Annotated in this window: 10 protein-coding genes and 1 tRNA gene; 8 read left to right on the top strand and 3 right to left on the bottom strand. The window is 72.0% G+C overall.

Annotated features, from left to right (window positions below):
- Nucleotides 1-23: 23 nt before the first annotated feature.
- The 8 genes from H6726_01325 to H6726_01290 all read left to right on the top strand — a co-directional run bounded on the left by H6726_01325 (nucleotide 24) and on the right by H6726_01290 (nucleotide 17,405).
- The gene (locus H6726_01325; protein ID MCB9656261.1) at nucleotides 24-461 is read left to right on the top strand and encodes a nitroreductase family deazaflavin-dependent oxidoreductase; all 438 of its coding nucleotides are present in this window, start codon (nucleotides 24-26) and stop codon (nucleotides 459-461) included.
- Nucleotides 462-562: 101 nt separating this feature from the next.
- Nucleotides 563-1,165 carry a hypothetical protein gene (locus H6726_01320; protein MCB9656260.1) on the top strand — a complete coding sequence of 201 codons (603 nt, stop codon included), beginning with the start codon at nucleotides 563-565 and terminating at the stop codon, nucleotides 1,163-1,165.
- Nucleotides 1,166-1,236: 71 nt separating this feature from the next.
- Nucleotides 1,237-1,515, top strand: a complete 279-nt coding sequence (locus tag H6726_01315) for a hypothetical protein (protein MCB9656259.1) — start codon at nucleotides 1,237-1,239, stop codon at nucleotides 1,513-1,515.
- A 391-nt stretch (nucleotides 1,516-1,906) separates the two neighbouring features.
- Entirely contained in the window at nucleotides 1,907-6,451 is a 4,545-nt protein-coding gene (locus H6726_01310; GenBank protein MCB9656258.1) for a hypothetical protein, read from the top strand.
- Nucleotides 6,452-6,453: 2 nt separating this feature from the next.
- A complete protein-coding gene (locus H6726_01305; protein ID MCB9656257.1) occupies nucleotides 6,454-10,761 on the top strand; it encodes an AgmX/PglI C-terminal domain-containing protein in 4,308 nt (1,435 codons plus the stop codon).
- Between the two features lie 117 nt (nucleotides 10,762-10,878).
- A complete protein-coding gene (locus tag H6726_01300) occupies nucleotides 10,879-15,135 on the top strand; it encodes a protein kinase (protein MCB9656256.1) in 4,257 nt (1,418 codons plus the stop codon).
- 172 nt (nucleotides 15,136-15,307) lie between these two features.
- Nucleotides 15,308-16,057 carry a hypothetical protein gene (locus H6726_01295; GenBank protein MCB9656255.1) on the top strand — a complete coding sequence of 250 codons (750 nt, stop codon included), beginning with the start codon at nucleotides 15,308-15,310 and terminating at the stop codon, nucleotides 16,055-16,057.
- Nucleotides 16,058-16,091: 34 nt separating this feature from the next.
- Nucleotides 16,092-17,405, top strand: coding sequence for a cyclic nucleotide-binding domain-containing protein (locus tag H6726_01290; GenBank protein MCB9656254.1), 1,314 nt, complete (start codon nucleotides 16,092-16,094; stop codon nucleotides 17,403-17,405).
- Nucleotides 17,406-17,551: 146 nt separating this feature from the next.
- Here H6726_01290 and H6726_01285 read toward each other — a convergent pair.
- The 3 genes from H6726_01285 to H6726_01275 form a co-directional block, all read right to left on the bottom strand.
- A tRNA-Met gene (locus H6726_01285) sits at nucleotides 17,552-17,628 on the bottom strand.
- Nucleotides 17,629-17,753: 125 nt separating this feature from the next.
- Nucleotides 17,754-18,134, bottom strand: coding sequence for a PPOX class F420-dependent oxidoreductase (locus H6726_01280; GenBank protein ID MCB9656253.1), 381 nt, complete (start codon nucleotides 18,132-18,134; stop codon nucleotides 17,754-17,756).
- A gap of 23 nt (nucleotides 18,135-18,157) precedes the next feature.
- Nucleotides 18,158-18,541 (bottom strand): DUF423 domain-containing protein, encoded by a 384-nt coding sequence (locus H6726_01275; protein ID MCB9656252.1) that lies wholly within the window; start codon nucleotides 18,539-18,541, stop codon nucleotides 18,158-18,160.
- Between the last annotated feature and the right edge of the window lie 100 nt (nucleotides 18,542-18,641).

Genomic DNA, 18,641 nt, shown 5'->3' with positions numbered 1-18,641 from the left:
CACAAAGCGCTAAGGTCCCGCCAATGGCTTCCAAGCTCCGTCATCTGCGTGCGCGCGTCCTCAAGGCTGGGTTCCAGGCGCATGCTGTCCTCTATGAGCGCAGCGGTGGGCGCCTCGGGGCCTGGGCGGGGCTGCCCATGTTGTTGCTCACGGTGAGGGGGCGCAAGACCGGGCTCCCACGCAGTACCCCGCTCGTGTACTTCGAGGACGGAGGCCGATATGTGGTGGTCGGCTCGGACGGCGCGGCGCGGCGCGACCCGCAGTGGTGGAAGAACCTTCAGGTGGATCCCATCGCGGACGTGCGGGTCGGTCGCCGCTCGTTGCGTGCGCGTGCGTCGCTTGCAGAGGGCGAGGAGCGCGTGCGCCTGTGGGAACTCGGGGCAACGGTGAACCCGATGTGGAAGCGCTATCAGACGCGCACGGAGCGGCAGCTGCCGGTGGTGGTGTTGACCCCGCTGTAGCAGCGGATCCTCGAGCGGCTGGGGCGGCTTGGCGCGCGTACGCCGGAGCACGTTCGAGGGAGGGAGACCACGGAAGCGGCGTACATGGCAGCATGGCGCTCATGTTCCTACCTCGGTGGTCCTTCGCGGGGGCGCGCAGCGGCGCTCTGATCGTCTGTGTCGCCCATCTGCTCGGGTCGGGCTGCGGCGCCTCGGGTGGGGCTTCGTCGAGTGGGTCCACCGTCGCTGTGCAGACCGTGCCCGCCGCATACGCCCAGGGACAGGCGGTCCAGGTCGAGTGGCGAGGATCGTGGTACGCGGCGACCATCCTCGGCCAGCAGCCCGACGGGATGTACCGCATCCACTACGACGGTTGGTCCGACGAATGGGACGAGTCGGTCGACACGACACGCATCCGCCTGCCCCAGGCCAGCGATGAGGGGACGGATCTCCCGGAGGTGTTCGTCCAGCACCCGGGCGCCGAGGGGGCGGATGGCAACATGGGCAGCTCCGACGACCCCGGCGGATGGACACCCACCCCCGACACGGACCTGCCGGTCGGGCTCGCCGTGCACGTGGAGTGGCGCGGGCGCTGGTACCGCGCCGAGATCCTCGAGGCGCCGCCCTACGGCGAGACCTGTCGCGTGCACTACCCCGGTTGGTCCGACGAGTGGGACGAGGAAGTCCCTCGCACGCGTATTCGTGTGGACGGCGGGCAACCGTAGCGGCGCGCGTGAGGCGTGCGCGTGCGCGTATCGCCGTCGACGTGGGGTGACTCCGGGCGCATCCTGCGGGGGTGACGGCCCGTGACGACGCCGACGAGACGCTGCGCGCGGATATCGAGGCGCTCACGCTCGCCCTCGAGAAGGTCGGCGTCACCGTGCGTGAGGAGACGCTCCCCGAGGCCTCGTCGGGTGGCCTCGCGCGCGTCGGCGCCCAGCGCTGGTGCTTCGTGCCCCGCGACGCCGGGCCAACTGCGCGGCGTGCGATCCTCCTAGGCGCGCTTCGGCGGTTGCCTACGGAGGAGCTGTTCCTCCATCCCCGGGTCCGCGCCCTCTTGGGTCGCCAGTCCTGACAGCGTGGGGACACCCACACCGCGCCCGCGGGATGGGTGTCCTGGGACCGCTGGGACCGCGCCCGCGGGATGGGTGTCCTGGGACCGCTGGGACCGCTGGGACCGCGCCCGCGGGATGGGTGTCCTGGGACCGCGCCCGCGGGATGGGTGTCCTGGGACCGCTGGGACCGCGCCCCGCACCTGGGGCGAGCCCTCCGAACGCGGGGCTTCCCTCGCTCCCCACACGCGTGGGACGCTGACGTCGTCGACGAAGCTCCCAGGCGTCTGGTGGGTCTGGGAGAGCGAGCCAAGGAATCCGGCGCCACGCGCGTCGGAACTTCTCTCGTTCCGGGGCGTCAGCCCTCTTCGTGGTCGCCCCTCTCGGACCGCTTGCTCGCCCCTCTGGAGTTCCATGTCGCTCAGCCGCGCCCTCTCCTCGGTCGTTCGTCACCCGCGTCGGCCCTCGCTGAAGCCTCTCGCATGGCGGGACCTGCCCCGGACGGGGAGCCTCCCAAGGCCGGCTGGCGTCCTGGCGCTGACCCTGCTGCTCACCGCGGCCTGTGGTGGTGGTCCCGAGGACACCCATGACACCGTCGCGACGGCGCGTGCGGTGCGTGGGTCCCTGGGTGAGGGGACACCCACCTCGCTGCGCCTCGCGCCCGGGCAAGAGCTGGGTGTCCCCCAAGACGGTGTCGCCTGGGTGGAGCTGGACGCGGGTCCGCGCGTGCTGGCGGCCGCCGGCGCTCGGCTGGCGGTGGACGCCGAGGGCACGCTGACCGTCGATGGCGGCCGCGTTTACGTGGAGGTGGCCGCGGAGGACGCCCTGACCGTCCGCTTCGGGACTGAAACGGAGGGCATGGAGCTGCACCTGAGCGACGCCGCCGTGTCCCTCGAGAACACCCCGGCGCGCAACGTATACGTGGTGCGCGGGGACGTCACCTACGCGGCTCCGAACGGTGAGCATCCCGGCGCCGTCGGGACCGGCGAGCGCTACACTCAAGCGGCCGACGCGCCCGTCCCGGCGACGCTCTGGGAGGACTGGACGGGCGGCCTCGCCGAGCCAGGCGGAGCGCGTGAGCAGGGCGCTGGGGTGGGTGTCCTCGAAGCGCGTGTCCCCGACGAGGTGGGCCTCGCACGCTGGCCTCTGGTGGTCCGGCGCCTGAGCGTGCACGTGCGCATCGAGGGGGACCTGGCCGTCACCGAGGTGGAGCAGGAGTTCTTCAACCCCGCCAGTGAGATGGTCGAGGGCCTGTACCGCATCTCCGTGCCCGAGCAGGCCGTGCTGCAGCGCTTCGCCGTGGACCGCCGGGGCCGGCTGGTCGACGGCTACATCAAGGAGAAGGCGCAGGCGGCGCGTCAGTACCAGCAGCAGGTGTACCGCGGCTCCACCCTGGACCCGGCCTTGCTCGAGTGGGACGCGCCGGGTCGCTACCGCGCGCGCATCTACCCCATTCAGCCGGGCGCTACGCGGCGCATCGCCATCCGCTACGTGGAGTGGCTGCGGCGCCCCGGCGCCGACCAGCCGCGCGTCTACCGCTTCCCCATGGGCGCAGGTGGCGATGCCCCGCTGGTCTCCGAGTTCGAGTTCTCGGCCGACCTCCGCGAGGCCCTGGCCGGGTCCGTGCGCGCGGGTCACGGGGCGCGCGTGGAAGACGGCCGCGTCGTGCTGCGCCGCAGCGACTTCCGTCCCCGCAGCGACCTGTTCCTCGAGCTCGTGGACGGTGAGGACACGCCCCGTGGCCGCCTCGCCTATCGCGCCGAGCACCAGGCGCCCGCGCGTGACCCCTCGGCGGGCCCCATCGCCCAGGAGCCCGAGAGCGACTACTGGTACCTGCCCCTCGTTCTCCCGCGCGACCTCGCGACCGCGGACGGCGCCAACACCACGCCCCCGGGCCTGGATCTCGTGCTGGTGGCCGACGTCTCCGCCGCGACGGAGTCGACGCAGCTCGAGCTGGGCCGCGGCGTGATCGAGGCGCTCGCCGCGCACCTCTCCGCGGACGACCGCGTCGCCATCGTGGCCAGCGACCTGGGGCTGCGCGCCGTCACCGACGAGCCCGTCGCCCTCGGACCTGCCAGCCGGGAGCGCGTCGAGACCTTGCTGGACGGCCTCGCCCGCGTCCCGAGTGGCGGCGCCAGCGACCTGGGCGCCACGCTCGCCGCAGCCGCCGCGCTCCTGGACCCGCAGCGCCCTGGCGTCGTGGTCTACGTGGGTGACGGCGCCCCCACGGTGGGCGAGCTGGAAGCCGACGCGCTGCTCGAGCGGGTCGCGCGCTTGCCCCGCCCGCTGCGCGCCTACGCCGTCGCGGTGGGCGCCGACGCCGAGCTCGGCCTGCTGGAGACCCTGACCCGCGGCTCCGGTCTCTCGCGTCGCGTGGAGACACGCGCGGAGGGGGCCCGTGTGGCGCTCGAGGTGCTGGGCCACGCCCGCCGCCCCGTCGCCCAGCGCGTCGAGGTGGAGCTGGGCGCGGGCATCGAGCAGCAGTTCCCGCGGCGCCCAGTGGACGTCGTGCTCGGCGAACCGCTCAGCATCGTGGGGCGTGTCGACGGCACGCCGCCCACGTCCGTGACCGTGCGCGGCGAGCTCCACGGTCAGCCCTTCGAGCGCACCTTCGAGGTCGAGACCCAGACCATCTCGGACAGCGGCGACCTCCGCCTGCGCTGGGCCCAAGAGCGCCTGCACCAGCTCTTGCTGTCGGGAGAGGGGCGGCAGGAGATCGCCGACCTCGGCACCCGCTACGGGCTGATCACGCCCTTCACCAGCTTCTACGTGCCGAGCGAGCAGGAGCTGAGCCAGCTCGGCCCGAGCGCGCGCGAGCTGATGGGCGACGTGCAGTACGCGCACGCCGCGACCACGAACCCCCTCTTGTTCCCGTTCGCGCTGGCAGGCTGCAGCCTGGACGCTTCGCCCGAGGGGACGAGCGCGACCTACCCCGAGCCGAGCATGGAGGAGTCGGAGTCGGCCGACTCCCCCAGCGAGCCCCCTGGCCAGTGGGCCGGCTCCCACTCGCAGTCCGGTTCGCCAGCGCCCGTGGTCGCCGCGCCCTCCACCGTGCCGGTCCCCGCGGCTCCCTCGCCGGAGCCCGAAGCGCCCGCTGACGACGCCGCCGGCTACGGGCGGATGGCCCGTGAGGAGGCGCAGCCCGCCGAGGCAGCCGCGATGGCTGGCGCGCTCGGCAGCTTGGCAGGGGACGAGGCGCCTCCGCCCCCCGGTACCTATGGGATCACGGGCACGGGTCGCGGCGGTGGCGGCATGGGCGAGGGCACCCTTGGGATGGGCAACATCGGCACCATCGGGCACGGCAGCGGCGGCAGCGGCGGCGAGGCGCGCCCCATGAACGCGCCACGGCCCATGCGCTCCCGAGCGGCCTCCCAGGGCCCGGTTCAGGAGCGTGACGTACGGCGCAGCGCGTCGGGCTCGGAGCGCAGCCGCAACCAGGCGGCGGACGTGCTCGACGCCTTGGGCGACGCCACCCAACAGCGAAGCGCGCGCTACGACGACCGGGCTGAAGACTCCGAGGCGCTCGCTGACACGGGCGTGGCCATGAACCACGCGGGTGGACGCACCACCATCACCACCCGCGTCACCATCGACACGCAGCCGCGCCACGAGCGCAGCCGCTGCTCCGACGCGTCGCGCGCCTCCCTGGACGACCGCGTCGAGCTGTGGCGAGAGCGCCTGGGAGCCCGCAGCAACGCCTACGCGTGGCTGCAGGTTTACCAGCAGGCCGTCGCGCACTGCGAGGCGCGCAGCTGGACCGAGCGTCGCCGACTGCTGGACCTGATGCTCAGCCGAGCGGGCAACGTCCCCGCGATGATCTCGCTCTACACCGCGTCCACCAGCTCCAGCCTGCGCGGCTACTTCCGCAACGCCATCGTGCGCCGCGTGCGGTCGGCCGAGGACCTGCGCCTGGTGCGCCGCACCTTTGGTTCGAACGTGGACCAAGAGATGATCGACCGCGCGATGGCGGGTGCCGCCAACGACGCCGCCAAGGTGCGCGTGCTGCGTCGGCTGATCGCGCAGTTCCCCACCCACATGGAGCTGCAGCTGCAGCTGCTCGAGCTGCTCGAGCGCACCGGACAGCGCGCCGAGGCGCGTCGCCTGGCCCGCACCATGCGCCAGAGCCCCCTGGCCGACGCCGGGGTGCGCACCGCCATCGGCGAGTTCTATCTGCGCCTCGAGGACGAGGCCGAGGCGCGTCGCGTGTTCAGTGAGATCGTCGAGTTCGCGCCGCGCGACGAGCTAGCGCGCCGCCGCCTGGGCGACCTCTACCGCGCCCACGGCTGGTTCGACGAAGCGTACCGGCAGTACCAGACCCTCGCGGCCATCCGCCCTGACGACACCAGCGTCAACCTGTTGCTCGCCCAAGCGGCGGCTGGCGCAGGGCGCGTGGATGAAGCGCTGCGCCTCGAGCAAGCGCTGGCGCAGACGGGTCAGCCTGGTGACGCGGTGGGCCTCGCGCGCACCGCGCTCCTGTGGTCCTCCGTGCGCTTCGCCGAGCTGCGCGCCGCCGCGCATGCGGCCAACGACGCCGACGGTCTCGCGGCCCTCGTCGCGCGCATGCGCCGCAGCGGCGTCATGGGCCAAGCCTCGCCGCTGCGCGCGTCGCTCGTGTGGTCGCACCCCGATGCGAACGTGGGTCTGTGGGCGAGCTACCCCGGCCTGGGGCTCACGCGCCCGACCGACATCACCCCCGAGTACGGCATCGAGGCCTTCGATGTGCGCGAGGCCGAGGATGGCACCTATCGTCTGGAGGTTCGCCGCCAGGGCGAGCGACACCTGACCGCGGTCGAGGCCAAGCTCGTGGTCGTCTGGCGCGAGGGGGCGGACGACGAGCGCGTCGAGGTGCGCAGCCTGCGCTTCGAGGGCGACCAGCGCGCCTACGGCTTCACCATCGCGGGCGACACCCTGAGTGAGGCCACCCCCACACCGAGCAACAGCAGCACGGGGAGGCGCTGACCATGAACCGCACCCGCGCCCAGCACCGCCCGAACGAAGCGCTGACCATGAGCCGCACCCGCCCCGAGCGCCGTCTGCGCTCGGCACCGACCCTCGGCGCCGCCCGCGCGTCCTCTGCGTTCCATCCCGCACCAGAACACCCCCACGTCATGCTGCAGTCCGTGCCCAAGTCCCGCCGCCGCACCGCCGCGCCCGCGCGCCTCTCGCTCACCCTGGTCGCCGTGCTCGCTGCGTGTGGTGGGAGCGCGCCGCCCCCCGCCGCGACGGTGGGTCTCGTGGAGCCCGTGCGAGGTGCAGTCACCCTGAGCCGTGAGGGGCACGACACCACGGCGCGTGCCCCGGCGCGTGTCGAGACGGGGGCGACGTTGGCGACCCCCGAGGGCGCACGCGCCACCTTCACCCACGACGCAGGCCCGTGGTTCCTGCTCGACCGCGGCACGCGCATGAGCGTGACCCTCGGCGGGGTGAACGTCCTGTCGGGGCGCGTCTTCGTCGACGCGCGCGTCGATCAGGGGCTCGACGTCGAGTCCCCGAGCGGCACCGTCAGCGTGCAGAACGGCGCGATGGCTGTGCAGGTCACCGCCGAGCGCACCGAGGTGTACTGCGCCAGCGGCGAGGTCGTGTACCGCGCGTCGGGCGGAGAGGGACGCATCGCCCAAGGCGAGACGCTGGTGTTGACCGCGAGCGCTGCCGAGGTCGCCCCTGCCGCGCTCTGGGACGACTGGACAGGCGGCCTCGCCGACCCGAGCCCGCGTCCGCCGCCCGAGGCAGGCTACATCGGGCAGCTCGCGGGCCGCCGTCTCGACGAGCGCGGGGTCGCTCGCCGACCCCTGAGCATGCGCTCGCACGAGGTCCAGGTCTCGCTCGATGGCGAGCTGGCCCGCACCGAGGTCGTGCAGACGTTCTTCAACGGATACGACGACGCGCTCGAGGCCGAGTACCGTCTGCGCCTGCCCGAGGGGGCGGTGGTCGAGGGCTTCGAGGTGGATCAGGGCGCGGGCTTCGTGGCCTCGGCGGTCGAGCAGCTGCCGATGGGCGACGGCTACACGCTCCCCTATGTGCCGCCCCACATGGCGTCCGCGCGACTCTCCTACGACGGTCCCCAGCGCGTCCGCGCGCGCGTCTACCCAGTCTCGCCGGGCGAGGTCGTGCGGGTGAAGGTGGCCTACACGCAGTGGCTCATGCGCACCGGCGGGACGCGCACGTACGTGTATCCGATGCGCGCGAGCGGCGAGCCCCCGCTGGTGGGCGAGCTGCACCTGGCGGTCGACCTGGGGGCGTCGAGCGGGGCGACGACCCGCGCCGGGATGGGCGCGCTCACCGAGGGGGGGCGCGTGGTCCTGCGCCGCAGCGACTTCCGCCCACGTGCGGACTTCACGCTCGACATCATGGACCCGGCCGAGACCACGGAGGTGGCGCAGGCTCCCCACATCTACACCTACCGGGCGCAGACCGGTGAGCTCGACCCGCTCACGGGGGAGCGCATGCCCGACGAGACCTTCGTCGCCGTGGACATCCCCACGCACGACCTGGCTCCGACGGGCGAGGAGGTGCCGCTGTCCCTCGTGCTGCTGGTGGACACCTCGGGGGGCACCGAGCCAGAGGAGCTGGAGCTGGCCCGCGGGGTGGTGGAGCACGTGCTGCAGCAGCTGGCGCCCACCGACCGCGTGGCGCTGCGCTTCGGGGACCTGGTGACGCGCGCGCCCGAGGGCGACGCGGGCGGCCTCGCCGAGGCCAGCTCCGAGCACGGCGAGCGCCTGCTTTCGGCGCTGGGCACGGCGCAGCTGGGCGGGGCGACCGACCTCGGCACCATGCTGCGTGGCGCGGCGGGCGCGCTCGAGGGTGCACCCCGTGCGGCCGTGCTCTACCTGGGCGACGGACGCCCGACGACAGGTGCGCTCGACGCGACCAGCATCCGCGCAGCGCTGGATAGCCTGCCGCGCGCGCCGCGCTTCTTTGCGCTCGGCCTCGGAGACGACGCGAACATCGACCTGCTGCGCGCGGTGATGGGGACCTCGTCGGCGCGCACCGTCCACGCCCGGGAAGACCTGGCGGGCGCCGTGCTCGCCACCCTCACCGACGCGGCGCGCCCGATGCTGCGCGGGGTCGAGGTCGACCTGGGCGAAGGCGTGGAGCGTGTCTACCCGCGGGGGCGCTTGACCGTGCCCGACAGCGGACGTTTGCGCCTCTTCGGACGCTTGGTGGACGACGTGCCCACGACCGTTCGCGTCCGGGGCGCGCGGGACGGCGTGGAGTTCGACCAGACGCTCGAGCTGAGCGCCAGCAGCGTCACCGCGCCCGACATCCGGCGCCGCTGGGCCAGCGCGCGCCTGGACGAGCTGCTGGACGAGAACGCGGGCCGCGAGGCTCTCGTGGCCATCGGGCTCACCTACGACCTGCTCACGCCGTGGAACGCGCTGGTCGTGGGGGGAGGCAAGGGGCACACCTTCGGCTTGGTGCAGGACTTCGATCTCAACCCCCTCGAGTTCAGCTGGCACTTGGGGGGACGCGGTCCGTCCGTCCACGCCGAGGACGCAGGCTGGCGTCGACGCGCTGCGGCTGCCTCGCCCGTGGTGGAGACGCAGGCTGCGGAGCGCACCTGGGTGCCGCGCGTGTCGAGCGGCGCCAGCGCAGGCGAGGCCGAGCCGGCTCCAACGACGGATGGGGGCTATGCGCAGGCCGCGGTCGGACGCGTGCTGCGGCAGGGCGCCCGGGGACCCAACGCGTGTTACGAGCGCAAGCTGCTGGTGCGCCCGGACCTCGAGGGGTCCGTGACGGTCGCGGTGTCGGTCGACGGCACGGGCGCGGTCGAGAGCGCCACGCTGGTGCGCTCCACGCTGGACGAATCCGACGTGGACCTGTGCGTGGTGCAGGAGGTCCGGGGGCTGCGCTTCCCCAACACCGAGGGCCGCACCATCCGCGTCGAGCACACCTACGTGTTCAACGCACCCGACCGCGCCATCGGCACGCGCCGCACCTGCAGCGACGCGTCGCGCCAGGACCTCGCGGTGCGCCGCAACCTGTGGCGCGAGCGGCTCGCGGCCAGCGGCGGCGTGGGTGGAGCGCTCTCCGTTTATCGGGAGGCCCTCGGCCAGTGCGAGCTCGGCGACTTCCGCGCGCGCCGCGTGCTGCTCGACATGATGCTCGCCCACGTCGGCGCGCAGCGCGTGCAGCTCGCGGCGGCGTTCTCGGCCAACAGCGCTGCGGGAAGCTACCTGCGCGCCGTGGTGCTGCGCTCGCTCGGCAGCGCCCGCGAGGTGGAGCTGGCCCGTCGGCTGCTGGGGCTCGACGACCAGAACATCGACTGGAGCGTCTTCGACCGTCTCTACCGACGCGCGGGGAGCCCCGCCGCCAAGCTGCGCCTGGTGCGGCGCTGGCTGGAGATCGCCCCGGACGAGCTCGACCTGCGGCTGCGCCTGCTCCAGCTCCTGGAGGAGACCAACAACCTGCCCGAGGCGCGGCGCCTGGCCTGGGCGTTGCGGGCCGACCCCCTCGCGGACGCCGCCGTGCGCACCGCCGTGGGCGAGTTCTGGCTGCGGCAGGAGCGTCCCGACGAGGCCCGCCGCGTGTTCAGCGAGATCGTCGAGCGCGCGCCCCTCGACCCATGGGCGCGCCGACGGCTCGGGGACCTCTACCGCGCTCACGCGTGGCCCGACGACGCCTACCGCGAGTACCGCGCCCTGGCCCAGCTGCGTCAGGGGGACGAGGAGGTCTTCTTGCTGCTGGCGCGCGCAGCCGCCGACGCCGGACGCGTCGACGAGGCCCTGCGGCTCGAGCAGCGCGTGGCCGAGGCGGCCGATGGAGCCGCTGACGAGGGGGCCGCGGCGGTGGCTCAGGCCTGGACCCGGGTGCGCCTCGCGCTCCTCCGCGCGGAGGCCAACGACCCGGCCCTCGACGCGGCGGTGCTCCGCCGGCAGCGTCACTCGGGGGCGCTGCGCTCGCCCCCGGCGCTCTTCGCCGCGCTCACGTGGGCCCACCCGGACGACGTGCTGCAGATGACCGTGGCCTACCCCGACGCGCCCGAGCGCTTCGAGCCCGTCCAGTTGAACGGGCAAACTCACGGCATCCACGCCCTGACCCTGGCGGACCTCGACGAGGGTGCCCTGCGGCTCGCCTTCGCGCGCGACGAGCGCGAGGAGCTGCGCCCGACCGACGCGACGCTGGTGGTGGTGCTGGGGCTCGGCACGGACGGCGAGCGTATCCTGCGCGAGACGGTGCACCTGGACCGCGACACGCGGCGGCTCGTGATGCGCCTCGAAGGGGGCGCGCTCACCCGCGAGCCGGCGAGCGCCGCGTCGACCGCTCGCTAGGGCGCGGATCTGGATGGCCAGCAGGGTCCCGCGCTGGGCTCCTCCGACGACCGTGGAGCGCCCGTCGGGCCACCGAGATTGATCCCGGGTGCACGGCGGGCCTATCATCCCGCCGCCGTGACCTCGAACGCTCCGCCGCCCGTGTCCCTCGGCCGCTACCGCGTGCTGCGTCGCCTGGGCAAGGGCGGCATGGCCGAGGTGTTCCTGGCCAAGACCACGGGCGCCGAGGGCATCGAGAAGGTCCTGGTGGTCAAGCGCGTGCTCCCGCAGTTCGCCCGCAACGAGCACTTCCTGAGCATGTTCGTCGACGAGGCCAAGGTCGCCACGCGCCTCAACCACCCGAACATCGTGCAGGTCTACACCTTCGACCGAGTGGAGGGGGAGTTCCTCCTGGCGATGGAGTTCGTGGATGGCATCGACCTGGGGCGCCTCAGCGCGGCCGCCAAGCGCGCCGGGGAGAAGCTGCCGTACGGATTGTCCGCCTACATCGTCCACGAGGTGACCAAGGGGCTCGACTACGCGCACAAGCGACGCGACAGCGTGGGCGAGTCCATGGACATCGTCCACCGCGACGTGTCCCCGCAGAACGTCCTCTTGGGCTACGACGGCATCGTCAAGGTCGCGGACTTCGGCATCGCGAAGGCCAAGCTGGTGTCCGAGGACGACGGCGTCATCAAAGGCAAATTCAGCTACATGTCGCCGGAGCAGGCGAAGGGGCTGCCCGTGGACCGTCGCAGCGATGTGTACTCCCTGGGCGTGCTGCTGGCGGAGCTGCTGATGGGGCGCCCGATGTACCCGGGCCTGCAGGGCGTCGAGGCCCTCGAGCCAGCACGTGAGGGGCGCGTGACCTTCCCACGCGACGTGGACGCGGCCGTGCCCGAGGCGCTGGACCGCATCGTGCGGCGGGCCCTGCACCCGGACCCCGAGCAGCGCTTCCAGACCGCCCGCTCTCTGGGCAGCTCGCTTGCGCAGTTCCTGCACGGGTCGCCCGTACTGTGGGACGCCGAGGCCCTCGAGCAGCACCTCCTGCGCCTCGTCCCGCGCGCGCACGCCAGCGTGGAGGACCCTCGCGTGCGCGACGCGATGACCTTCGCGGGATTCACGGTGAACGCGGGCTCGCTCGCCATGGAGCGCGAGCTGCGTGAGCGACGCCGGGTGGTGGTGGTGGCTGGGCGCGTGCGGGACGGGAGCGCCCTCACCGATCCCGGCCAGCTGCCGAGCGTGGACCACGCGGCCGCGCGGATCCTGGCCGACCTGGCCTACAAAAACGACGCCGTGCTCTCGTGGGAGGATGGCGCCGAGAAGTCTCATTTTCGATATGTGATCGGCCTCGGCCGCACGACCCCTCAGGACGCGCTGCGTGGAGTCTCGCTCGCGTTCGACGTGGTGGAGGCGCTGCACGGTCTCTCGGCAGACCTCTTTGCGCCCATCACCGCCTCACTCGCGGTGTCGTCCGGGATCGTCACCACGGTGCGCGACGGAGCGGGACGTCTGCTTCGCTATGCGCCAGTCGAAGCGGCGTTGGCCGTCGCCGAGCGGCTGGCGAACGAGGGCAACGCGGGCTCCGTGCGTATCACGAGTGACGTGTTCCGGCTGGTTCGGCGTGACTTCCGGGTGAACGAGAGCGAGTTCGAGGACATCGTCGTAGAGGACGGCACGCGCACCCGGGCCTATCGGGCGCTCGGCGCGCGATCCCGCGAGGAGCGGGCGGTGGACACGCGCCACAGCCTCGGCTCCGAGGGGTTGGTGGGGCGGGTCGCCGAGCAGGAGACCATCCGGGGGCTGTATCGGGAAGCCGAGGCCACCGGGCGCGCGGTCTTCGCTGCCGTGGTGGGCGAGCTGGGCGTTGGAAAGTCGGCGCTCGTCTCGGCCGCGCTCGACTCCCTCGACCCCATGCCGGGCATCCTCTCGACGGAGTGTGGCTTCGGTACCAGCGACGTCCCCTTCTCGAGCCTGGCTACCCTGATCCGCGACATCTTCTTCGTCTCGGACGACGCGCCGGTCTCTCAGGTGCGAGAACAGATCCGCGCCGCCCTGCAGGCCGTGGTGATCGACCGAGACCGCCGCGACCTGATCGAACGCGGTGTGCTCACGCTGCTCGGCAGCGCCGATGAGCGCGCCCTCGAGAGCAGCCACGAAGAGCGCACGCGCGAGGTCGTACACGCCATCGAGCTGCTGCTTCGGCACCTCGCGAAGGGCGGGCCCATCGTGGTCTGGCTGGACTCGTTGCAGTGGGCGGACAGCGCGTCGCTCGACTTGCTGCGCACCATGAGCCAAGGCGTCCACCACAGCCCGGTGCTCATCCTCATGGCCACGCGCCCCGAAGCGCGCACCGCAGCGGCCCTGCGCGGTGTGCCCGTGATCGAGCTGAGCGAGCTCGAGGGGGACGAGCGCGACGAGATCGTCCGTCGCTGTTTCCGCGGCGCCGACGTGCCCCCCGACGTCTTGCACGCGATCGTCGAACGGGCGGGCGGCAACCCGTTCCACATTCAGGAGCTGTCGGACGCCCTGCTGGAGCGCGGTGTCGTGAGAGTCGTGGATGATACTCGTGGACGCGCATGTGTCATCCGAGATTCCGCGATCCCGATCTCGCTGCCCAGCTCCCTCGAGGGGGTGGTGGCGGCCCGGCTGGACGAGCTGGAGGAGTCGACGCGCCGCGCCCTGCGTTGGCTGGCGGTGGCTGGGGCAGGGCTGGAAGAGCGGCAGCTGGTGGTGATCGCAGGCAGCGACGTCCAGGGCGCCATTCAAGAGCTGCTCGAGCGTGGCTTCTTGGTGCGTCGCCCGAACGGTACCCTGTCCTTTGCCAGCGGCGTGGTGCGTCAGGTGGCCTACGAAGGCGCCGAACCCGAGGACCGTCGACGCATGCACCGTCACGTGGCCGACTACTTCCAGTCGGTGCCCGACGCCCCGGCGGCCCGCATCGCACATCACCTGGAGCACGCCGGGCAGCCAGGCGCCGCGGCTCACGCGTACCTCGAGGCCGCAGAGCTCGCCAGCGCCGTCTTCGCGAACGCCAGCGCGCTAGGTCTCTATGCGCGGGCCCTGGCGCTCTTCGCGGACGACCCCGAGGGGCAGTTCGCTGCACACGCGGGTCGCGAGCGGATCCTGCGCTTCCTCGGGCAGCGTGACGAGCAGCGGCGGGAGCTCGACGCGTTGGACCGCCTCTCGTTGTCCCCTGACGTGCCCAAGACCCTCCGGGCCTTCGCGCTGAACCGGCGCGCGCGCTTCGAGATCGACCACGGAGAGCTGGAGCGCGCCGAGCGGGACCTCGAGCACGCTCGGTCGCGAGCCGTGGCGGAAGGTGACCGCGGTGCCGAGATCGATACTGTGCGCATGCTGGCAGAGGTCGCCCGTGACCGAGGCGCCTCGGCGCGCGCTCTCCGCCTGTGTGACGAGGCCCTGTCGCGTGCGGGGGTGCTCCCGGAGTTCCTGCCTGCCCGGGGGCTCGTGCTGGTCCAGAAGGGCATCTTGCTCGAACGCGGCGGGCACGCCCGCAAGGCCCTCGAGGCATACGCAGAGGCCACCGTGGTGTTCCGTCGACTCGGGATCAAGCGACATGAAGCGCTGGCGCTCGATCACCTCGGCAACGCCTTGAGCTGCGTCGGGAGCTTCCAGGACGCCGTCGCGGTAACCCGCGCGTCGCTCAGCTTCGATCGGGAGACAGGCGACCGGTTGCGCCTAGGTCGCAAGCTGGCCCTGCTCGCGCTCTACTACGACACCCTCGGGGAGGCCGAACGGGCCGCGGAGTTCCTCACACACTCGCACTACGTACTGGGCGCGATGGTCTCGGCCGAGACCACGCCCGCGCGGAAGGAAGCGCAGTGCGCCATGGTCGAGCTCCACCTCCAGCGAGGCGAGGTCGAGAGAGCCGCGGTGGTCCTCGACCAGCTGCGTGTCCACATCGCCGCTCACGGTCCCTACCTGGCCGCCCGCGAGCGGCTCCTGACGGCCCGCTCGCTGGTCGCTGCAGGGGCGGCCAACCCAGACACTTTTCCAGCAAGCGCTGAAGAGGCGGCCGAGGAGGCGCGGGTGCTCTGCCTGGCACACGACTTCGTTAGCCTCGAGGTGGAAGCCCTCGCCCTGTTGGCATGGCTGCGTGCGTCGCGGGGAGCCGCCGAGGACGCGCTCGTGGCAGCGCAGGCGGCCGTCGCCCGTCTGGACGCGAAGGTATCGGTGCAGCGTCCCCCCACGGCGCGCGTCATGCTGGCGCGCGCCTTCGAGCGCCTGGGCGACATGGAGCGCGCACGCGCGGCTTGGCACGCCGCGCGGACCGTGATCGACACCCAGGTCGACCACCTCCGCGGGGACACCGCCAAGGCGCGGTTCCTGGCGACACCCGGGGTCGTGGCCGTGCTCGCGCAGGTGCCCGAGTGATGCGCGCTCGACGCTCTGCGAGCTTTCACCTCCAAGGGCGCTCCCGGGTTCATCAACAGGGTCTCACGCAGGAAGTGGAGTGGCTGTGGATAAAGGTCTGCATCTACTCGAAAATAATGCTGAATTGCACGTGACATCGGGTGTGCTACACTTGTGGACACACGTATCAACCATGCCGACCCTCCGCCCCTCTGCGCCCCCTCCGGATGACACCCCGGAGCAAGCCCTGCTCGCCGCTCTCCGTGCGCGTGGACCGGAGCTGCGCAAGCGGGCGGCCGAGCGTGGGCTCGCCGAGCACACGAGCGTCACGGGAGATACCAAGGTCCTGTTGCTGCGGCAGCTCTACGTCTCGCACGTCGAGCTTCGTCAACTACGTCAGGCAGCAGACGTCGCCATCCGGGCTGCCCGGCTCGGACCCCTCGAGGACATTCTCTGGCACGACGCCAGCCGCGCGCTGTTCGCGCTGGGCGAGATCCATGAAGCGATCTTGATGCAGCGTCGGGCGGCTCGCACAGCACCCGTCGAACGACGAAGCTTCCAGCTCTGGGGGCTCGCCACCGTGCAGCATCACATGGGTGACGCCGACGGGGCGCTGGCCACGCTCACCAAGGCGATGCGCAGCGCCCAGCGTGACCGGGCGTTGCTGCGCGCGCACGCCCTCTACGTGCGCCTGGACTCGGGTAAGCCCGCGCGCAACATCCGACGTACGGTCGAGTCGCTCAGGGCCTCTCCAAACGCCGACGGATACGGTCGCTTTCTCCTCGGAATGATCGCGTACCACGTAGGCGACATCCGCGAAGCGCGCGTGCACCTCGGCGCGTTCCTCCGTCGCAATGCGGCGGTTGGGGTCGTGAAGGAGCTCACCCTGCGGGAGGAGCTGCGTCGCGCCCGTGTGGCGCTGTCCGGCATCCACAGCGACTGAACCATGTCGCGTGTTGTCTGGTATGTTCGGCGGCATGAGCCAAGCCTCCCCTGCCGACTCGGCCAACGCCTACGCCGTGCTCTTCTCTGGTGACGACGAGGGGGCCCTGCGGTCCGCCCTGGCCTCGCTGGGCGCCGAGCCCCTCGACCTCTCCGCCCTCGCGCTCGCCGCTCGTGTCCTCGGGGAGCGTGGGCGTCGCGATGCGGCCGCCCGCGCGCACCAGCGGTTGGTGGTTCAGCTGGTCAACCGCGGCGACCTGCCCGGCGCGACCGCGGCCGCGCTCGACGCCCAAGCAGGCGAACCTGGCACCGCGCAAGCATTCGAGCGTATCGCGGCGGCGTTCGGACAAGGGAGCGAGCGGCTGGCCGACGTGTCACCGGCGCCGCCCCCGCTGCCGACGCGCAAGACCATCGCGCCCAACTTGCTGTCGGCGTCTGGGGATGCGTTGCTGGATCTTGCCGAGGAGATCTTGTTGGACGTCGCGGCTGCGCCCGACCCCGTCCCACCGGGCAAGGTGCCCGAGCTCCCGCTCTTCTCGGCATTGGCTCCCGATGCGCTGCGGGTGCTCCTCGAGGCTTTCGAGCTGCGTGACGTGCCCCGGGGCGAAGAGGTCATCGAGCAGAATACGGAGGGCGCCGAGGCGTACGTCGTGGTGCGTGGTTTACTCGAGGTGGCGCGCCAGGAGGACGGTGAGGTCGTGGCCCTGGCGCATCTCGGACCCGGAGCGATCTTTGGGGAGATGGCCTTGGTCAGCGATGCCCCACGCGCTGCGTTGGTCCGCACGATCGAGGCCTCTCAGCTACTGGCCGTCCGCCGGGAGACGCTGGAGGAGCTGGCCGAGCACACACCGGCCATCGGCGAGCAGCTGGGCGAATTCTGCCGAACGCGCATGCTCGCCAACCTGGTGCGCTCGAGCGCCATCCTCGGTGCCGTCGGGGTCGACGAGCGAGACGAGATCATGGATCTCTTCGGCACACGCACGTTCGAGCGCGGCGAGGTGTTGCTGAGCGAGGGCGACGAGGCCGCCGGGCTGTTCCTGATCGCCAGCGGTGGGGTCAGCGTCACGGGCCAGGACTCGGACGGGGACAGCATCGTGCTCGCCGAGCTCGGGCCGGGCGACGTGGTCGGCGAGATCTCGCTGGTGTTGCGTCGCCCCGCGACGGCCACGGTGGTCGCGACCCACACCACCATCGCGCTCGAGCTCACGCGGGACCGCTTCCAGGCGGCCATTCGCAAGCACCCCACGCTGTTGACGGAGCTGTACGACGTCGCGGTCAAGCGCGAGGAGGAGACGCGCAGCGTGGTCGCGCAGGAGGCGTTGGACGTCTCGGACGTGGTGTTGATCTGACGCAGGAGAACCGACGTCGACCCGCCCGTCAAAGGGGGTGAAGGGCGGAGGCGGGCACTAACGCGTGGTGCCTCGCCGCGTGCGGGGCCACGGGGAACACGCGGGGCCGAAAGAGAAAACCCCCGCCCGAAGGGCAGGGGTCTGGGTGGTGCCGATGAGTGGAATCGAACCACTGACCTAGCGCGTATGAAACGCCCGCTCTAGCCATCTGAGCTACATCGGCAACGGGAGCGGGAGTATAAGGGGGGCGCGAACGCTGTCAACGACGGATGCGTCGGACATGTGCAGTTCCATCGTGGCCGCGAACCCGACCGGCGCCGGTCACCTGACGTCCACGCTCCCGCGTGCTCAGGCGGGGGTGATCTCCACGTACACGTGGTCCGAACCGGGCTTGATGCGGCCGAAGAACTCGCCCGCGATGAAGCTCAGGCCGTACTTCTTCTTGAAGGCGTGCTTGGCGACGGCGGTCTCGCCTGGCTGCAACAGGCGTGCCTTGCCGGCCACGGTGGGGCCAGTGTTCTTCGAGCCCGTGACGTTGCACGGCGTGAGCTCACACGCGGGGTTCGCCGCGACGCGCTTGATCTTCCACGTGTTGCGCTGGCTCCAGATGTAGGCGCGGCCTTCGCTGACCGCGATCCAGATGGGCGTGGCCTTGCGCTCACCGTTCTTTCGGAACGTGGTGAAGTTCACGTATTGGGCGGCCGCGATGGGGTCGAAGGGGTGCGTCATGGGGCGCTCAAGGTATAGCGAACTCAGCTCAGCTGCCAGCCCGCCAGCGCGACCGCGCCCCAGCCCACCAGAAAGGCGAGGCCGCCGAGGGGCGTGACGGCTCCGAGCGCGCGGACCCCTGTCAGCGTCATGGTGTAGAGGCTGCCGGAGAACAGCAGGCAGCCAACCGAGAACGCGACGCCCGCCACGGCGCCTGGCCCAGGCGCGCGGGCCACGAGCACGGCGGCGAGGCCGATCGCCAGCGCGTGGATCAGGTGATACTGCGCTGCGGTGCCCCACCACTCGAGGCGCTTGGCGCCGTCTTCGAGCGCCTCCATCGACGACCGCAGGCCGTGCGCCCCGAACGCGCCCAGCGCTACCGCCAGGAACCCATGCACTCCAGCCATCATCATCAGTGCGCGCGCCATGCCAGCGAGCTTGAACCCCAGCCGTACGCGGCGCCACCCGCTCGGGTGGGTGTCCCCGGAGTCCGGGTGGGTGTCCCCGGAGCCCGGGTGGGTGTCCCCG

The organism is Sandaracinaceae bacterium, assembly GCA_020633055.1.
Lineage (GTDB): Bacteria > Myxococcota_A > Polyangia > Polyangiales > Houyiibacteriaceae > JADJJE01.
The sequence above is the reverse complement of the archived record's forward strand: the minus strand, read 5'-3'. Positions and strand labels throughout refer to the sequence as shown.